This is a genomic window from Staphylococcus sp. SA22 (assembly GCF_054165785.1).
In genome coordinates this window covers 1-18,311 of record NZ_JBSZQY010000025.1, presented here as the reverse complement: position 1 = coordinate 18,311, position 18,311 = coordinate 1, and the positions used below count along the sequence as shown (strand labels likewise).

Sequence of the window (18,311 nt, the reverse complement as noted above, 5' to 3'; positions counted from 1 at the left end):
TGCCCTTTTAGGGCTGGCCAGTAAGGAAGGCTTATAGCCGCAGAACAAACCACCCGTTCACACGGGTGGTTTTGATTTGAGGGTCAAAGTTACCTGACAACACACGCAATCACACGCAGTACTCATTATCTTTTGCTTAAATAGCTTAATCATATTTTATGAATAGTTAAAAACAGGTTAATGTGAATATCTGAATACAGCTCCTATAATATGGGTGTATGGTTCAAATTACGTAATAAAACAATCTAATTATAATATATTGGAGCATACAACTATGAAAATGAAAAATATTGCAAAAATAAGTTTGTTATTAGGAATATTAGCAACAGGTGTAAACACTACAACGGAAAAACCAGTTCATGCCGAAAAGAAACCTATTGTAATAAGTGAAAATAGCAAAAAATTAAAATCGTACTATACTCAACCTAGTATTGAATATAAAAATGTGACAGGTTATATCAGTTTCATTCAACCAAGTATTAAATTTATGAATATCATAGATGGTAATTCTGTTAATAATATTGCTTTAATTGGCAAAGATAAGCAACATTATTATACGGGTGTACATCGTAATCTTAATATATTTTACGTTAATGAGGATAAGAGATTTGAAGGTGCAAAGTACTCTATTGGGGGTATCACAAGTGCAAACGATAAAGCTGTCGACTTAATAGCAGAAGCAAGAGTTATTAAAGAAGATCATACTGGTGAATATGATTATGACTTTTTCCCATTTAAAATAGATAAAGAAGCAATGTCATTGAAAGAGATTGATTTTAAATTAAGAAAATACCTTATTGATAATTATGGTCTTTACGGTGAAATGAGTACAGGAAAGATTACCGTCAAAAAGAAATACTATGGGAAGTATACATTTGAATTGGATAAAAAGTTACAAGAAGACCGTATGTCCGATGTTATCAATGTTACAGATATTGATAGAATTGAAATCAAAGTTATAAAAGCATAACACATATACTTGATGACGAAATAAGTTGAAATTGAAATAGAGAGGTTAAGTGACGATTAAACGTTGCTTAACTTCTTTTTAATGCTTAAAAATCATTTCAAAGGCACATAGAAGCGCTATATTAATCTCAAAAGCACTCATTATTTTTTGCTTAAATTACTTAATAATACTTCAATAATTGTTAAAAGGGGTTTAATGTGATTATCTTAGTACGCCATCTATAATGATGTTGTATGATTCAAATTACGTAAAAAGACAATCGAATATAATATAGATTGGAGCATACAATTATGAAAATGAGAACAATTGCTAAAACCAGTTTAGCACTAGGGCTTTTAACAACAGGCGCAATTACAGTAACGACGCAATCGGTCAAAGCAGAAAAAGTACAATCAACTAAAGTTGACAAAGTACCAACGCTTAAAGCAGAGCGATTAGCAATGATAAACATAACAGCGGGTGCAAATACAGCGACAACACAAGCAGCTAACACAAGACAAGAACGCACGCCTAAACTCGAAAAGGCACCAAATACTAATGAGGAAAAAACTTCAGCTTCCAAAATAGAAAAAATATCACAACCTAAACAAGAAGCGCAGAAATCGAATAATATATCAACAACGCCAGTGCCTAAACAAGAACAATCACAAACGACAACCGAACCCACAACGCCGAAAACTAAAGTGACAACACCTCAATCAATAAACACGCCACAACCAATGCAATCTACTAAATCAGACACACCACAATCTCCAACCATAAAACAAGCACAAACAGATATGACTCCTAAATATGAAGATTTAAGATCGTATTATACGAAACCGAGTTTTGAATTTGAAAAGCAGTTTGGATTTATGCTCAAACCATGGACGACGGTTAGGTTTATGAATGTTATTCCAAATAGGTTCATCTATAAAATAGCTTTAGTTGGAAAAGATGAGAAAAAATATAAAGATGGACCTTACGAAAATATCGATGTATTTATCGTTTTAGAAGACAATAAATATCAATTGAAAAAATACTCTGTCGGTGGTATCACGAAGACTAATAGTAAAAAAGTTGATCACAAAGCAGAATTAAGCATTACTCAAGAAAATAATCAAGGCACGATTTCACGCGATGTTTCAGAATACATGATTACTAAGGAAGAGATTTCCTTGAAAGAGCTTGATTTTAAATTGAGAAAACAACTTATTGAAAAACATAATCTTTACGGTAACATGGGTTCAGGAACAATCGTTATTAAAATGAAAAACGGTGGAAAGTATACGTTTGAATTACACAAAAAACTGCAAGAGCATCGTATGGCAGATGTCATAGAAGGTACAAACATTGATAAAATTGAAGTGAATATAAAATAATCATGACGTTCTCTAAATAGAAGCTGACATCGGTAAAACAAGAAGTTAAGTGACAATGGTTTACATGTTGCTTAGCTTCTTTTATTATGCGCAATGATGTAAAAAGACGAATATTCATTTGTTTGTAAAAGTGGCATTTCTATGTCTTAAAAGTGACGAAACCTCAAATGTGCCAAGTGTTGAATCACATCAAAATCAGTTTTATTTAACGAACATTATGGATTTCTTAATTTACTTAACGATGATTCAAATATAGTTAAACAAGGTTTAATGTGAATGGAGCAATACGCCATCTATAATAAAGCTGTATGATTCAATGAATGTAATCGAACAAATCTAATAATTACGAATGGAGCATACAACTATGAAAATAACAACAATTGCTAAAACAAGTTTAGCACTAGGGCTTTTAACAACAGGTGTAATCACAACGACAACGCAAGCAGCAAACGCGACAACACCATCTTCAATTAAAGTGGAAACACCGCAACCAACACCAAATGCGACAACACCGCCTTCAACTAAAGTGGAAACACCACAACAAGCAGCAAACGCGACAACACCATCTTCAACTAAAGTGGAAACACCACAACAAGCAGCAAATGCGACAACACCATCTTCAACTAAAGTGGAAACACCACAACAAGCAGCAAATGCGACAACACCATCTTCAACTAAAGTGGAAACACCACAACAAGCAGCAAATGCGACAACACCATCTTCAACTAAAGTGGAAACACCACAACAAGCAGCAAATGCGACAACACCATCTTCAACTAAAGTGGAAGCACCAAAACAAACACCAAATGCGACAACACCGTCTTCAACTAAAGTGGAAACATCGCAACCAACACCGAATGCACCAACACCGCCTTCAACTAAAGTGGAAACACCGCAATCGCCAACCACAAAACAAGTACCAACAGAAATAAATCCTAAATTTAAAGATTTAAGAGCGTATTATACGAAACCAAGTTTAGAATTTAAAAATGAGATTGGTATTATTTTAAAAAAATGGACGACAATAAGATTTATGAATATTGTTCCAGATTATTTCATATATAAAATTGCTTTAGTTGGTAAAGATGATAAAAAATATGGTGAAGGAGTACATAGGAATGTCGATGTATTTGTCGTTTTAGAAGAAAATAATTACAATCTCGAAAAATATTCTGTCGGTGGTATCACAAAGAGTAATAGTAAAAAAGTTGATCACAAAGCAGGAGTAAGAATTACTAAGGAAGATAAAAAAGGTACAATCTCTCATGATGTTTCAGAATTCAAGATTACTAAAGAACAGATTTCCTTGAAAGAACTTGATTTTAAATTGAGAAAACAACTTGTTGAAAATCATAATCTGTACGGTAACGTTGGTTCAGGTAAAATTATTATTAAAATGAAAAACGGTGGGAAGTACACGTTTGAATTGCACAAAAAACTACAAAAAGATCGCATGGCAGATGTCATAGATGGCACTAATATTGATAGCATTGAAGTGAATATAAAATAATCATGACATTCTCTAAATAGAAGCTGTCATCGGAAAAACAAGAAGTTAAGTGACAACGGCCTACATGTTGCTTAGCTTCTTTTGTTATGTTCGATGATTTGAGAACCCGAATTTTCGATGGGTCCATATATGACGTGGAAGAGTCCTGAATTTATCTGTAAATCCCTATCTATCGGGTGTGGAGCACAACGGGATCAGTTTTATTTAACGAACATTATAGATTCCTTAATTTACTTAATAATGATTCAATGATTATTAAACATGGTTTAATGTGAAAGGACAAATACGCCAATTATAATAAAGCTGTATGATTCAATAGACGTAAGCGAACAAATCTAATAATTACGAATGGAGCATACAACTATGAAAATGACAGCAATTGCGAAAGCAAGTTTAGCATTAGGTATTTTAGCAACAGGAACAATAACATCAACGCATCAAACTGTAAATGCGAGTGAACATGAAGCAAAATATGAAAATGTGACAAAAGATATCTTTGACTTAAGAGATTACTATAGTGGCGCAAGTAAGGAACTTAAAAATGTTACTGGTTATCGTTATAACAAAGGTGGCAAGCATTACCTTATCTTTGATAAAAATAGAAAATTCACAAGAGTACAGATATTTGGTAAAGATATTGAAAGATTTAAAGCACGCAAAAATCCGGGATTAGACATATTTGTTGTTAAAGAAGCGGAAAACCGTAATGGCACAGTGTTTTCATATGGTGGTGTCACTAAGAAAAATCAAGACGCTTATTATGATTATATAAACGTACCAAGATTTCAAATCAAGAGAGATGAAGGTGACGGTATTGCTACGTACGGTAGAGTACACTACATTTATAAAGAAGAGATTTCACTTAAAGAACTCGACTTTAAATTGAGACAGTATTTAATTCAAAATTTTGATCTGTATAAAAAGTTTCCTAAAGATAGTAAGATAAAAGTGATAATGAAAGATGGCGGCTATTATACGTTTGAACTTAATAAAAAATTACAAACAAATCGCATGAGTGACGTTATTGACGGTAGAAATATTGAAAAAATAGAAGCCAGCATTAGATAATTCAATGAAATATGGATAATGTAAAATATGGATAGTATAGAGGAGTTAGGCAACATAAGTTGCTTAGCTTCTTTTTTGTGTTGGCGAGATGAAAATGAGAAGCGGGTTCATGATCAAAATTTTGGAAAAACGGTTGATACCTATAGTCGCGCGTTGTCCTTTTAGTGACATGAAACAATGTGGAAAACATAATTAAATTGAGGGAAAGTGTGAATAGTTAAAAAATTAGCATTGTGTTATAAAAAATAATTAATACTGTTAGGATTTCATTAACTAACTTAACGTTGGTTCAAAAATAGTTAAAAAGAGGTTAATTCATAGCGCAGTATCTCACTTATATAATGATAGTAGATTGTTCGTATTACGTAATTGAATTAATCATATAAAAATATATTAAGACAAAATTTATAAATAGATTGGGAGAATAGTACTATGAAATTAAAAACGTTAGCTAAAGCAACATTGGCATTAGGCTTATTAACTACTGGTGTGATTACATCAGAAGGCCAAGCAGTCCACGCAAAAGAAAAGCAAGAGAGAGTACAACATTTATATGATATTAAAGACTTACATCGATACTACTCATCAGAAAGTTTTGAATTCAGTAATATTAGTGGTAAGGTTGAAAATTATAACGGTTCTAACGTTGTACGCTTTAACCAAGATGGTCAAAATCACCAATTATTCTTATTAGGAGAAGATAAAGAACAATATAAACAAGGACTTCAAGGTCAAAATGTCTTTGTGGTAAAAGAATTAATTGATCCAAACGGTAGACTATCTACTGTTGGTGGTGTAACGAAGAAAACTAACCAATCTTCTGAAACTAATACACCTTTAGTAGTTAATAAAGTGTATGGAGGAGATTTACATGCATCAATTGACTCATTTTCAATTAATAAAGAAGAAGTTTCACTGAAAGAACTTGATTTCAAAATTAGAAAGCAATTAGTTGAAAAATACGGTTTATATCAAGGTACGACTAAATACGGTAAGATCACTTTCAATTTGAAAGATGGAGAAAAGAAAGAAATTGATTTAGGTGATAAATTGCAATTCGAGCGCATGGGTGATGTGTTGAATAGTAAGGATATTAATAAGATTGAAGTGACTTTGAAACAAATTTAAAGTAAGTAATCAATGACTCTAAAGTAATAAATTTGAAGCAGCTTAACGATGAAATGTTGAATAAATACGTACATCCTCCAAAAAGGGGCGTATCTAAATCAACAGTGTCGTTAGGCTGTTTTTCTGTTTTATAACGCAGGGTATGAGCATACTAAAAATTCACATTACTTCTGAAAGTGGTGTCCATTGAATATTAATTAGAACTTCATTAACCATGATTTAAGTTTAATTAAACGAGCGTTAATGTCAGTCTGTCTCAATGCCCTTTATAATAAATGTGTATTATTCAAATTACGTAATAAAAGCAATCCAATATATGAAGATTGGAGCATATGAATATGAAATTTACAGCGATAGCTAAAGCGATATTTGTATTAGGAATATTAACAACAAGTGTAATGATAACAGAAAATCAATCGGTTAATGCAAAAGGAAAGTATGAAAAAATGAACCGTTTATATGATACAAACAAGTTACATCAATACTATTCAGGACCTAGTTATGAGTTAACAAATGTTAGTGGCCAAAGTCAAGGTTATTATGACTCTAACGTTTTGCTTTTTAACCAACAAAATCAAAAGTTCCAAGTGTTTTTATTGGGAAAAGATGAAAATAAATATAAAGAAAAAACGCATGGCCTCGATGTCTTTGCGGTACCAGAATTAGTAGATTTAGATGGTAGAATATTTAGCGTTAGTGGTGTAACGAAGAAAAACGTAAAGTCAATATTTGAGTCTCTAAGAACGCCGAACTTACTAGTTAAAAAAATAGACGATAAAGGCGGTTTTTCGATTGATGAATTTTTCTTTATTCAAAAGGAAGAAGTATCATTAAAGGAACTTGATTTCAAAATAAGAAAACTATTGATTAAAAAATACAAACTGTATGAAGGGTCAGCTGATAAAGGTAGAATTGTTATTAATATGAAAGATGAAAATAAGTATGAAATTGATTTAAGTGATAAATTAGATTTCGAGCGTATGGCAGATGTCATTAGTAGTGAACAAATTAAGAACATCGAAGTGAATTTGAAATAATCAATGATATATAGAATAAAAGCTTAAGAAGCGGTTTAATAACTCCATGTTTAATGATATTGATACGTGTTTTAATAATAAAAACATATCGAACATTGACTACGTTATTAAGCTGCTTTTTTGTACACTTTATAACGAATAGCTTAAGATTTAAAACTAATCGGAATGAACAATGATTCACCAAAAAATATTTATGCTGCTATTAAAAATCAGTTAATACGAATGTTAAAATACGTTTGATTTTCATTAATAATGATTCAAGTTTATTTAAATGAGCGTTAATGTCAGTCTGTTTTGATGCACCTTATAATAAAGACAGATAGTTCAAATTACGTAATAATAACAATCCAATATATCAAGATTGGAGCAAATAAATATGAAATTTACTGCATTAGCAAAAGCAACATTAGCATTAGGAATATTAACTACAGGTGTGTTTACAGCAGAAAGTAAAGCTGTTCACGCGAAAGTAGAACTTGATGAGACACAGCGCAAATATTATATCAATATGCTACATCAATACTATTCTGAAGAAAGTTTTGAACCAACAAACATTAGTGTTAAAAGCGAAGATTACTATGGCTCTAATGTTTTAAACTTTAACCAACGAAATAAAGCTTTTAAAGTATTTTTACTTGGTGACGATAAAAATAAATATAAAGAAAAAACACATGGCCTTGATGTCTTTGCAGTACCTGAATTAATAGATATAAAAGGTGGCATATATAGCGTTGGCGGTATAACAAAGAAAAATGTGAGATCAGTGTTTGGATTTGTAAGTAATCCAAGTCTACAAGTTAAAAAAGTTGATGCTAAAAATGGCTTTTCGATAAACGAGTTGTTTTTTATTCAAAAGGAAGAAGTATCATTGAAGGAACTGGACTTTAAAATAAGAAAACTATTAATTGAAAAATATAGATTGTACAAAGGAACGGCAGATAAAGGTAGAATTGTTATCAATATGAAAGACGAAAAAAAGCATGAAATTGATTTAAGTGAAAAATTAAGTTTTGAACGTATGTTTGATGTAATGGACAGTAAGAAAATTAAAAACATTGAAGTAAATTTAAATTAGTTCGAGTTAATAGCATAATAGCTTAAGAAGCGACTTAACGACAAAATGTGAATTGACATCCGTGTCCTTATATAAGGAACTGTGTTAAATACATTATTGTTGTTAAGTTGTTTTTGTAATTCAAAGAGCAGAACAGCATAACAAAAGTAGTTGTAGTAAACGATGCCCTAGTAAAACACCTAAATGAAATAATGAAAGTCATTTAACCTGAACATTAAAATATATTTGTTTTTCATTAAGAATAATTCAAGTATATTTAAATCGAGGTTAATTATCGTATGAAATGATGCACGTTATAATAATAATGTATGATTCAAATTACGTAATGAAAACAATCCAATATATTAAGATTGGAGCAAATAAATATGAAATTTACAGCATTAGCAAAAGCAACGTTTGCTTTAGGAATTTTAACAACTGGAACTTTAACAACAGAGGCTCATTCCAGTCATGCAAAACAAAATCAAGAGTCAGTAAACAAACATGACAAGGAAGCATTATACCGATACTACACTGGAAAGACTATGGAATTGAAAAACATTAATGCTTTGAAGCATGGTAAAAATAACTTGCGTTTTAAGTATAGAGGTATGAAGATTCAAGTATTGCTGCTTGGAAATGATAAAAATAGATTTCAACAGCGTAGTTATAAGGGCTTAGATGTGTTTTTTGTTCAAGAAAAAAGAGACAAGCATGACATATTTTATACTGTTAGTGGTGTAATACAGACGAATAAAACATCTGGAGTTGTCAGTGCCCCAATATTAAATGTTACAAAAGAAAAGGGTGAAGATGCTTTTGTGAAAGGGTACCCTTATTATATTAAAAAAGAAAAAATAACATTAAAAGAGTTAGATTTTAAGTTGAGAAAGCATCTAATCGAAAAATATGGACTTTATAAAACAATTTCAAAAGATGGTAGGGTTAAAATTAGCTTGAAAGATGGCAGTTTTTATAACCTTGATTTAAGATCTAAATTAAAATTTAAATATATGGGGGAAGTCATAGAAAGCAAACAAATTAAAGATATTGAAGTTAACTTAAAGTAAATAATTACGAATAATAAAAAGTAATTGAAGTGGCTTAACGATGAAAAGTAAATTGATACGCATACCTTATAAAAAGGATGCATCAATCGATATCGTCGTTAAGCTGTTTTGGTTTATCCTATCCCAATCTCCATGAATATAAAAATTTCCACAACCAACCTCAAAATTCTCCACATCGCGACATAACCAAATGTTATAATAAATCTATTACACAAAGAGATAAATTACTTATTCAAAGGCGGAGGAATCACATGTCTATTACTGAAAAACAACGTCAGCAACAAGCTGAATTACATAAAAAATTATGGTCGATTGCAAATGATTTAAGAGGGAATATGGATGCGAGTGAATTCCGTAATTACATTTTAGGCTTGATTTTCTATCGCTTCTTATCTGAAAAAGCAGAACAAGAATACGCAGATGCCTTGGCAGGTGAAGACATCACGTATCAAGAGGCATGGGCAGATGAAGCATATCGTGAAGATTTAAAAGCAGAATTAATTGATCAAGTCGGTTACTTCATTGAACCGCAAGATTTATTCAGTGCGATGATTCGTGAAATTGAAACGCAAGATTTCGATATAGAACATCTTGCGACGGCAATTCGTAAAGTTGAAACATCAACACTAGGTGAAGAAAGTGAAAATGACTTTATCGGACTGTTCAGTGATATGGACCTAAGTTCAACGCGACTAGGTAACAATGTCAAAGAACGTACTGCGTTAATTTCCAAAGTTATGGTTAACCTTGACGATTTACCATTCGTTCACAGTGACATGGAAATTGATATGTTAGGTGATGCATATGAATTCCTGATCGGGCGCTTTGCGGCGACAGCAGGTAAAAAAGCAGGCGAGTTCTATACACCACAACAAGTATCTAAGATACTGGCGAAGATTGTCACAGACGGTAAAGATAAATTACGTCACGTATATGACCCAACATGTGGTTCAGGTTCATTATTGTTACGTGTAGGTAAAGAAACGCAAGTGTATCGTTATTTCGGACAAGAACGTAACAATACCACATACAACTTAGCACGCATGAATATGTTATTACATGATGTTCGTTATGAAAATTTCGATATCCGTAATGATGACACGTTGGAAAATACAGCCTTTTTAGGACATACATTTGATGCGGTTATTGCGAACCCACCATACAGTGCGAAATGGACAGCAGACTCAAAATTTGAAAATGACGAACGATTCAGTGGTTACGGCAAGCTTGCGCCAAAGTCTAAAGCAGACTTTGCCTTTATTCAACACATGGTACATTACCTAGATGATGAAGGTACCATGGCCGTTGTACTCCCACATGGTGTCTTATTCCGTGGGGCTGCAGAAGGCGTGATTCGTCGTTATTTAATCGAAGAAAAGAACTACTTAGAAGCCGTGATTGGCTTACCAGCGAATATTTTCTATGGGACAAGTATTCCAACATGTATTTTAGTGTTTAAAAAATGTCGCCAACAAGACGACAACGTACTATTTATTGATGCATCCAATGATTTTGAAAAAGGAAAAAATCAAAACCATTTAAGCGATGTCCAAGTCGAACGTATTATAGACACATATAAGCGTAAAGAAACGATTGATAAATATAGCTACAGCGCGACATTACAAGAGATTGCCGATAACGATTACAACCTAAATATACCGAGATATGTTGATACATTCGAAGAAGAAGCCCCGATTGATTTAGATCAAGTCCAACAAGATTTGAAAAATATCGACAAAGAAATCGCAGAAATCGAACAAGAAATCAATGGATACCTGAAAGAACTTGGGGTGTTGAAAGATGAGTAATACACAAAAGAAAAATGTGCCAGAGTTGAGGTTCCCAGAGTTTGAAGGCGAGTGGGAAGAAAGGAAGTTAGGGGATCTTATAAAAGTTAATTCTGGAAAAGATTATAAACATTTGGATAAAGGCGATATACCAGTCTATGGTACTGGCGGTTATATGACAAGTGTTTCAGAACCACTAAGTGAAATTGATGCTGTTGGTATTGGGAGAAAAGGGACTATAAACAAACCATATTTGCTTGAGGCGCCGTTTTGGACGGTGGATACATTGTTTTATTGTACACCTGAAAAAGAAGCAGACATACTATTTATATTAAGTTTATTTAGAAAAATAAATTGGAAATTATACGATGAATCAACAGGTGTGCCAAGCTTAAGCAAGCAAACCATTAATAAAATAAATAGACTTGTCCCTACAAATAAAGAACAACAAAAAATAGGCGAGTTCTTCAGCAAACTCGACCGACAAATTGAATTAGAAGAACAAAAACTTGAATTACTTCAACAACAGAAAAAAGGCTATATGCAGAAAATTTTCTCACAGGAACTGCGATTCAAAGATGAGAATGGTGAAGATTATTCGGAGTGGGAAGAGAGAAGATTTGCTGATATATTTAAATTTCATAATAAACTAAGAAAGCCAATTAAAGAAAATTTAAGAGTAAAGGGTTCTTATCCATATTATGGTGCTACAGGTATTATTGATTACGTTGACGACTTTATATTTGACGGGAATTATTTACTTATTGGAGAAGATGGTGCAAATATTATTACTAGAAGTGCACCCCTAGTGTACTTAGTAAATGGAAAGTTTTGGGTAAATAATCATGCTCATATATTATCTCCTTTAAATGGAAATATACAGTACTTGTATCAAGTTGCAGAATTAGTTAATTATGAAAAATACAATACTGGAACTGCTCAGCCTAAATTAAACATTCAAAATTTAAAAATTATTAATGTTGTAATTTCAACGAATTTAGAAGAACAACAAAAAATCGGAAGCTTTTTAAGTAAACTTGATCGTCAAATCGATTTAGAAGAACAAAAACTCGAATTACTTCAACAACGAAAAAAAGCCTTACTTAAATCGATGTTTGTTTAAATCTGTAAGAGTTTATTTTATAGGAAATGGTGATGTTTTATTACTCGATTAATAAGTGATTTTTAATTATTAAAGCTACAAAATTAAAGTAAATTAAAAACGAACATTAAATTTAGACACTGTGAAAGCCCAGTGTCTTTTTTGTGTCGAAATTGTGTACAGAATAAGTAGATAAATAAAGATTAAGTTGAGATAAAGTGTTATTCGTAAATAAAAGAGAGTAGATCGATAGGAATTGAATGATATTAGTTAACTATTTATTAAATTACTTAATAATGATTAATTTTTAGTTAAAGTAAGTTTAATGTGAAGCACGACCATTGCTCATTATAATGAATGAGGATTGTTCGTATTGCGTAATAGAATAAATCAAATAGACTAAAAATTGGGAGCATAGAATTATGAAATTAAAAAATATTGCTAAAGCAAGTTTAGCACTAGGGATTTTAACAACAGGGATGATTACAACTACTGCTCAGCCAGTAAAAGCAAGCGAGTACAGCGATTTAAGAGCAGTATCAAATGATACATTTAATTTAAAAACATATTATACTGGTCCTAACTTTAATTATAAAAATTTAAAAGGTTATAAAGAAGGGAACAAAGTTGAATTTGTAGATGAGATTACTCACCAATTAAATGTAATTGATTTGAAAGGTTCAGATAAAGAAAAATTAAAAGATATGATAGATGTTACTCTGTTTGATGTGTTTGTAGTTAGAGAAGGAACAACTAAAGACGCTACTAATTATTCAATAGGTGGAATTAGTAATCCGAATAGTGAAAGCTATATAGATACACTCAAAAATGTAAATCTAAAAGTTTCAAAAAAAGTAAGCTCAAATTCAGCTACAGTAGCATCATCGCATTTTGAAATTAATAAAGAAGAAATTTCATTAAAAGAATTAGATTTTAAATTAAGAAAACAATTAATTGATAATCATGATCTTTATAAAACAGAACCTAAAGACAGCAAAATTACAGTTACTATGAATAATGGAGACTATTACACATTTGAATTAAATAAAAAGTTACAAGAACACCGCATGGGTGATGTAATCGATGGTACTAAAATAAAAGAAATTAATGTTGAATTAAACTAATAATATTCGAGGGAGTAAATCATGAGGGAAAATTTTAAATTACGTAAAATGAAAGTCGGTTTAGTATCTGTTGCAATTACTATGTTATATATCATGACATATGGCGAAGCAGAAGCATCAGAAACTAGTGATGCTATTGGAAATCACAATGTGAATAAAACAGAAGAATCTGAAACTGCGTCACAACTTGTTCAAAATAATAAAGAAATAAATGCGGATCAAACAAAAAAGAATACTGTCAAATTGGATCCTATCAAGCCAGGAGATCAAAAAGTCACAGGTACTACATTACCAAATCAATTAATTTTATTAAGCATAGACAAAAAAGATGTGAGTTCATTTGATAGTGGAAATAGTGAGCTAGTGATGTCAAAGGAAGATGGAAAATTTGAGTATGACTTAAACGGAAGAAAAATTGTCCATAACCAAGAGATTGAAGTAACTTCATCTTCAACGGAAGGTTTATTTGACGATGAAGAGGATGAAGAAGTGGAAGAAGCTACAACTGAAAAAGCTGGTACTGAGGAAGAAAGTACAGAAGCTAAAGCTACATATACTACGCCTCGATATGAAAATGCCTATAAAGTGCCTGAAAAGCAATTAGATAAGAAAAATGGACATCATCAAGTTTTCATCGAACCAATTACTGAAGGTTCAGGTATTATTAAAGGTCATACTTCTGTAAAAGGTAAAGTTGCACTTTCTATTAATAATAAATTTATTAATTTTGAAGAGAGCGTTAAGGGCGGTGTTAGTAAAGAAGATACTAAAGCTAGTTCAGATGGTATCTGGATGCCTATTGATGAAAAAGGCTACTTTAACTTTGATTTCAAAACGAAACGTTTCGATAATTTAGAGTTAAAAGAAGGTAATGATATCTCATTAACATTTGCGCCGGAAGATGATGAAGATGCATTAAAACCTTTAATTTTCAAAACTAAAGTAACAAGTTTGGAAGATATTGATAAAGCAGAAACTAGATATGACCATACTAAAGTCAACAAAGTGAAAGTTTTAGATAATGTTAAAGAAGATTTACATGTTGATGAAATATATGGAAGCTTATATCATACAGACAAAGGTAAAGGTATTCTTGATAAAGAAGGTACTAAAGTAATTAAAGGAAAGACTAAATTCGCGAATGCAGTAGTGAAGGTAGACTCTGAACTAGGTGAAGCACAATTATTCCCTGATTTACAAGTAAATGAAAAAGGTGAATTTAGCTTTGACTCACATGGTGCTGGTTTTAGATTACAAAATGGAGAAAAATTAAACTTCACAGTGGTTGATCCTATTACAGGTGACTTGTTAAGTAATGAGTTTGTTTCTAAAGAGATTGATATTGAAGAAACACCTGAACAAAAAGCGGATCGTGAGTTTGACGAAAAACTTGAAAATACACCTGCATACTACAAGTTATACGGCGATAAAATAGTTGGTTTCGATACTAATGATTTCCCAATCACTTGGTTCTATCCATTAGGTGAAAAGAAAGTTGAACGTAAGGCACCAAAATTAGAAAAATAATTAATAAAATAAAACAGCTTAATGATGTAATGAAACTAGTGAGTTAATCACTGACTTCTACGTCATTGAGCTGTTTTTTTGTGCTTTGTTACAAAGCGTTATTGAATTTATTTTACGTGTTCATATTTTGAAACATCAAAGCCGTCCTGCTTGGCTTTGTTGATAATGTCATTGATTGAATGTAGTCCTTTATCGGCGAAGTATGATCTTAAGTTGTCTTTTGTAGCTTGGTCAGCATTCTTATCTAATAACACATCGATATAGCTTAATTCATGTTCTAAGAAGTTTGCATCATCATGTAGTACGAGACCATTTTGAGAATACACTTTCGCATCTGCTTGATTACCATATCCAACAACGCCAGTTGCTAAAACACCTACCATTGCCGTAGCTACTAAAACCTTTTTAAATTTCATATCTATCACTCCTCTAAAAATTGTAACTCCATCATAACACTGAATATTAAGAAAATTACGTTTATTAAGTCGATTTAATGATATTTAATAAATAGTTAAAGTGACAAATATTGCTAAAAAGCAATTAATCTTTAGTGCGATGCTTATGGATTTTCCTACTAAAACCTTGATTACAAAAAGGGTTTAAATCAAATGAAACAATAATAAAAAATAATGCAACATAATAATAAGTACAAATTTAATTAAGAAATTAAATTGATTGTATATGTATATTTTGGTAACGTAAAAGAGAAATATACAAAATAATTAATTATTTATATGAAAAGAGAATATAAATGAAGTATAAAACAGAGAGACGTGAAACGATGGGATATTTAAAAAGGATTGGATTGTACATAAGTATCTTGATTTTAATAGTTATTGTAGCAGGTTGTGGTAAAAGTGATGAAACAAAAGAAGATTCCAAAGAAGAACAAATTAAAAAGAGCTTTGCGAAAACGTTAGATATGTATCCAATCAAAAATCTTGAGGATTTATACGACAAAGAAGGATATCGAGATGGCGAATTTAAAAAGGGAGATAAAGGGATGTGGACGATATACACAGATTTCGCTAAAAGTAATAAACCGGGTGAATTGGATGATGAAGGTATGGTTTTATTTCTTAATAGAAATACAAAGAAGGCAACAGGATATTATTACACGAGCAAAGTTCATGATGAATTTAATGAAAAAGAGCATCAAAAAAAATATCATGTTGAACTTAAAAATAATAAAATAGTTCTTTTGGATAATGTAGAAGACGAAAAACTTAAACAAAAAATTGAAAATTTTAAATTTCTTAGTCAGTATGCGGATTTTAAAGATTTAAAAAATTATCAAGATGGAAGTATAACAACTAATGAAAATGTACCGAGCTATGAAGCAGAATTTAAATTGAATAATAGTGATGAAAATGTAAAAAAACTTAGAAAAGTTTATCCAATTACAACAAAAAAATCTCCAGTATTGAAATTACATATAGATGGTGACATAAAAGGAAGTTCAATTGGATACAAAAATATAGAATTTAATTTTTCAAAAGTAAAAGACGAAGAAACAGCTGTAAGAGATTTTGTGAATTTTGGACCATCTGATGGAGTTAGCTAAAGATAATTAGATGTAGAAATAATTCTAAAACAGAGAGACGTGAAACGATGGGATATTTAAAAAGGATTGGAATGTGTATAAGCCTGTTGATTGTAATCATTTTTGTAACATCTTGCGGTGGTGGTAATAAAATCACTGGAGATTCAAAAGAAGCACAAATTAAAAAGAGTTTTGCTAAAACGTTAGATATGTATCCAATTAAGAATCTCGAGGATTTATATGATAAAGAAGGATATAGAGATGGTGAGTTTAAAAAAGGCGATAAAGGGACGTGGGTTGTTAGATCTGAAATGATAATTCAACCAAAAGGTGAAAGTTTAACTTCAAGAGGCATGATATTATACATGAATAGAAATACTAGGACCACAACTGGTTATTTTTCAATAGAAGAGATAGATTCAAGAAAAAGTCTTGATGAAAGAGAAACAGAAAAAAAGTATCCTGTGAAAATGAAAAACAATAAGATTATTCCAAATGAGGAGATAAAAGATGAAAAGTTGAAAAAGGAAATTGAAAACTTTAAGTTTTTTGTGCAATATGGCAGTTTTAAAGGAATAGAGAATTATGAAAACGGTGACATTTCCTACGATTCTGAAGCTCCTATTTATTCAGCGAAATATCAACTGAAAAATGATGATTATAATGTTAAAGAATTACGAAAAAGATATGATATTCCAACAGAAAAGGCGCCCAAATTGTTGTTGAAAGGTTCGGGGGATTTGAAAGGGTCTTCAGTTGGATATAAGGAAATTGAATTTATATTCCTAGAAAATAAAAAAGAAAATATATATTTTTCAGATGGATTAAACTTAATTCCAAGTGACTAAAAATAACACAAAGGTTGATAGTGCTCAACAAATATTAACATGATAGAGAGAAGTGAAAAAATGAGGAATTCAAAAAGAGTAGTATTGTACATAAGCATTATGGTGTTGAGCATTTTTATAATTGGTTGTAATAGTTCAAGCGAGAATGCAAAAAAATCAAAAGAAGACTCAAAGGAAGAACAAATCAAAAAGAGCTTTGCGAAAACGTTAGATATGTATCCAATCAAAAATCTTGAAGATTTATATGACAAAGAAGGATATCGAGATGGCGAATTTAAAAAGGGAGACAAAGGGACGTGGGTTGTTAGATCTGAAATGATAATTCAACCAAAAGGTAAAAGTTTAACTTCAAGAGGCATGATATTATACATGAATAGAAATACTAGGACCACAACTGGTTATTTTTCAATAGAAGAGATAGATTCAAGAAAAAGTCTTGATGAAAGAGAAACAGAAAAAAAGTATCCTGTGAAAATGAAAAACAATAAGATTATTCCAAATGAGGAGATAAAAGATGAAAAGTTGAAAAAGGAAATTGAAAACTTTAAGTTTTTTGTGCAATATGGCAGTTTTAAAGGAATAGAGAATTATGAAAACGGTGACATTTCCTACGATTCTGAAGCTCCTATTTATTCAGCGAAATATCAACTGAAAAATGATGATTATAATGTTAAAGAATTACGAAAAAGATATGATATTCCAACAGAAAAGGCGCCCAAATTGTTGTTGAAAGGTTCGGGGGATTTGAAAGGGTCTTCAGTTGGATATAAGGAAATTGAATTTATATTCCTAGAAAATAAAAAAGAAAATATATATTTTTCAGATGGATTAAACTTAATTCCAAGTGACTAAAAATAACACAAAGGTTGATAGTGTTCAACAAATATTAACATGATAGAGAGAAGTGGAGAAATGAGATTTTTAAAGAGAGTCGTATTGTACATAAGCATTATGGCTTTGAGCATTTTTATAATAGGTTGTGATAGTTCAAGCGATACTTCGGAAAAAGCAAAAGAAGATTCAAAAGAAACACAAATCAAAAAGAGCTTTGCGAAAACGTTAGATATGTATCCAATTAAAAATCTTGAAGATTTATATGACAAAGTGTAAATGTCAATATAAAAATGTACATAAATGATTGTATAAGAATGTACAAAATTGTTTGCTAAGTAATTTCCTTCT

The 18,311-nt window shown here is 31.2% G+C and carries 17 protein-coding genes and 1 pseudogene; 17 read left to right on the top strand and 1 reads right to left on the bottom strand.

Annotation, left to right across the window (positions count from 1 at the left end; all coding sequences use genetic code 11):
• The first annotated feature begins 274 nt into the window (after positions 1-274).
• The 13 genes from ACXQH5_RS13295 to ACXQH5_RS13235 all read left to right on the top strand — a co-directional run bounded on the left by ACXQH5_RS13295 (position 275) and on the right by ACXQH5_RS13235 (position 14,738).
• The gene (locus ACXQH5_RS13295; RefSeq protein ID WP_000782625.1) at positions 275-970 is read left to right on the top strand and encodes a superantigen-like protein SSL2; all 696 of its coding nucleotides are present in this window, start codon (positions 275-277) and stop codon (positions 968-970) included.
• 290 nt (positions 971-1,260) lie between these two features.
• Entirely contained in the window at positions 1,261-2,331 is a 1,071-nt protein-coding gene (locus ACXQH5_RS13290; protein ID WP_000784037.1) for a superantigen-like protein SSL3, read from the top strand.
• A 118-nt stretch (positions 2,332-2,449) separates the two neighbouring features.
• Positions 2,450-2,587: a hypothetical protein gene (locus ACXQH5_RS13285; RefSeq protein ID WP_001789525.1), complete on the top strand. Its 138-nt coding sequence runs from the start codon at positions 2,450-2,452 to the stop codon at positions 2,585-2,587.
• 108 nt (positions 2,588-2,695) lie between these two features.
• Positions 2,696-3,841, top strand: coding sequence for a superantigen-like protein SSL4 (locus ACXQH5_RS13280; protein ID WP_156978359.1), 1,146 nt, complete (start codon positions 2,696-2,698; stop codon positions 3,839-3,841).
• Between the two features lie 363 nt (positions 3,842-4,204).
• Positions 4,205-4,909: a superantigen-like protein SSL5 gene (locus ACXQH5_RS13275; RefSeq protein WP_000784245.1), complete on the top strand. Its 705-nt coding sequence runs from the start codon at positions 4,205-4,207 to the stop codon at positions 4,907-4,909.
• 432 nt (positions 4,910-5,341) lie between these two features.
• On the top strand, positions 5,342-6,037 hold the full coding sequence (locus ACXQH5_RS13270) for a superantigen-like protein SSL7 (protein ID WP_000769813.1): 696 nt from the start codon (positions 5,342-5,344) through the stop codon (positions 6,035-6,037).
• 338 nt (positions 6,038-6,375) lie between these two features.
• Positions 6,376-7,074, top strand: a complete 699-nt coding sequence (locus ACXQH5_RS13265; RefSeq protein WP_000673037.1) for a superantigen-like protein SSL8 — start codon at positions 6,376-6,378, stop codon at positions 7,072-7,074.
• 376 nt (positions 7,075-7,450) lie between these two features.
• Entirely contained in the window at positions 7,451-8,149 is a 699-nt protein-coding gene (locus ACXQH5_RS13260; protein WP_000673055.1) for a superantigen-like protein SSL9, read from the top strand.
• A gap of 365 nt (positions 8,150-8,514) precedes the next feature.
• Positions 8,515-9,198: a superantigen-like protein SSL10 gene (locus ACXQH5_RS13255; protein WP_458067593.1), complete on the top strand. Its 684-nt coding sequence runs from the start codon at positions 8,515-8,517 to the stop codon at positions 9,196-9,198.
• 251 nt (positions 9,199-9,449) lie between these two features.
• Positions 9,450-11,006, top strand: coding sequence for a type I restriction-modification system subunit M (locus tag ACXQH5_RS13250; protein ID WP_000028591.1), 1,557 nt, complete (start codon positions 9,450-9,452; stop codon positions 11,004-11,006).
• Positions 10,999-12,108, top strand: coding sequence for a restriction endonuclease subunit S (locus tag ACXQH5_RS13245; RefSeq protein WP_000072559.1), 1,110 nt, complete (start codon positions 10,999-11,001; stop codon positions 12,106-12,108). Before ACXQH5_RS13250 ends, ACXQH5_RS13245 begins: the two co-directional genes overlap by 8 nt.
• Positions 12,109-12,509: 401 nt before the next feature.
• Positions 12,510-13,211 (top strand): exotoxin beta-grasp domain-containing protein, encoded by a 702-nt coding sequence (locus ACXQH5_RS13240; RefSeq protein ID WP_057504538.1) that lies wholly within the window; start codon positions 12,510-12,512, stop codon positions 13,209-13,211.
• Between the two features lie 21 nt (positions 13,212-13,232).
• Complete coding sequence (locus ACXQH5_RS13235; protein WP_001208923.1) at positions 13,233-14,738, top strand: FKLRK protein; 1,506 nt, start codon at positions 13,233-13,235, stop codon at positions 14,736-14,738.
• A gap of 107 nt (positions 14,739-14,845) precedes the next feature.
• Here the strand turns inward: ACXQH5_RS13235 and spn are convergent, their stop codons facing one another.
• Positions 14,846-15,154, bottom strand: coding sequence for a myeloperoxidase inhibitor SPIN (gene spn / locus ACXQH5_RS13230; RefSeq protein WP_000669520.1), 309 nt, complete (start codon positions 15,152-15,154; stop codon positions 14,846-14,848).
• Positions 15,155-15,519: 365 nt separating this feature from the next.
• Here spn and ACXQH5_RS13225 point away from each other — a divergent pair, with 365 nt between their 5' ends.
• The 4 genes and pseudogenes from ACXQH5_RS13225 to ACXQH5_RS13210 form a co-directional block, all read left to right on the top strand.
• Positions 15,520-16,302 carry a tandem-type lipoprotein gene (locus ACXQH5_RS13225; RefSeq protein ID WP_031845067.1) on the top strand — a complete coding sequence of 261 codons (783 nt, stop codon included), beginning with the start codon at positions 15,520-15,522 and terminating at the stop codon, positions 16,300-16,302.
• Positions 16,303-16,349: 47 nt separating this feature from the next.
• The gene (locus ACXQH5_RS13220; RefSeq protein WP_103146977.1) at positions 16,350-17,129 is read left to right on the top strand and encodes a tandem-type lipoprotein; all 780 of its coding nucleotides are present in this window, start codon (positions 16,350-16,352) and stop codon (positions 17,127-17,129) included.
• A 60-nt stretch (positions 17,130-17,189) separates the two neighbouring features.
• Positions 17,190-17,981, top strand: coding sequence for a tandem-type lipoprotein (locus ACXQH5_RS13215; RefSeq protein ID WP_312012938.1), 792 nt, complete (start codon positions 17,190-17,192; stop codon positions 17,979-17,981).
• Positions 17,982-18,041: 60 nt separating this feature from the next.
• A pseudogene (locus ACXQH5_RS13210) lies at positions 18,042-18,233 on the top strand (Csa1 family protein); the annotation flags it as partial.
• Between the last annotated feature and the right edge of the window lie 78 nt (positions 18,234-18,311).

Bases quoted from the DNA above. Each gene is read 5' to 3' on its own strand.
- ACXQH5_RS13295 (WP_000782625.1), top strand. From the start codon at position 275: ATGAAAATGAAAAATATTGCAAAAATAAGTTTGTTATTAGGAATATTA.
- ACXQH5_RS13290 (WP_000784037.1), top strand. From the start codon at position 1,261: ATGAAAATGAGAACAATTGCTAAAACCAGTTTAGCACTAGGGCTTTTA.
- ACXQH5_RS13280 (WP_156978359.1), top strand. From the start codon at position 2,696: ATGAAAATAACAACAATTGCTAAAACAAGTTTAGCACTAGGGCTTTTA.
- ACXQH5_RS13275 (WP_000784245.1), top strand. From the start codon at position 4,205: ATGAAAATGACAGCAATTGCGAAAGCAAGTTTAGCATTAGGTATTTTA.
- ACXQH5_RS13270 (WP_000769813.1), top strand. From the start codon at position 5,342: ATGAAATTAAAAACGTTAGCTAAAGCAACATTGGCATTAGGCTTATTA.
- ACXQH5_RS13265 (WP_000673037.1), top strand. From the start codon at position 6,376: ATGAAATTTACAGCGATAGCTAAAGCGATATTTGTATTAGGAATATTA.
- ACXQH5_RS13260 (WP_000673055.1), top strand. From the start codon at position 7,451: ATGAAATTTACTGCATTAGCAAAAGCAACATTAGCATTAGGAATATTA.
- ACXQH5_RS13255 (WP_458067593.1), top strand. From the start codon at position 8,515: ATGAAATTTACAGCATTAGCAAAAGCAACGTTTGCTTTAGGAATTTTA.
- ACXQH5_RS13250 (WP_000028591.1), top strand. From the start codon at position 9,450: ATGTCTATTACTGAAAAACAACGTCAGCAACAAGCTGAATTACATAAA.
- ACXQH5_RS13245 (WP_000072559.1), top strand. From the start codon at position 10,999: ATGAGTAATACACAAAAGAAAAATGTGCCAGAGTTGAGGTTCCCAGAG.
- ACXQH5_RS13240 (WP_057504538.1), top strand. From the start codon at position 12,510: ATGAAATTAAAAAATATTGCTAAAGCAAGTTTAGCACTAGGGATTTTA.
- ACXQH5_RS13235 (WP_001208923.1), top strand. From the start codon at position 13,233: ATGAGGGAAAATTTTAAATTACGTAAAATGAAAGTCGGTTTAGTATCT.
- spn (WP_000669520.1), bottom strand. From the start codon at position 15,154: ATGAAATTTAAAAAGGTTTTAGTAGCTACGGCAATGGTAGGTGTTTTA.
- ACXQH5_RS13225 (WP_031845067.1), top strand. From the start codon at position 15,520: ATGGGATATTTAAAAAGGATTGGATTGTACATAAGTATCTTGATTTTA.
- ACXQH5_RS13220 (WP_103146977.1), top strand. From the start codon at position 16,350: ATGGGATATTTAAAAAGGATTGGAATGTGTATAAGCCTGTTGATTGTA.
- ACXQH5_RS13215 (WP_312012938.1), top strand. From the start codon at position 17,190: ATGAGGAATTCAAAAAGAGTAGTATTGTACATAAGCATTATGGTGTTG.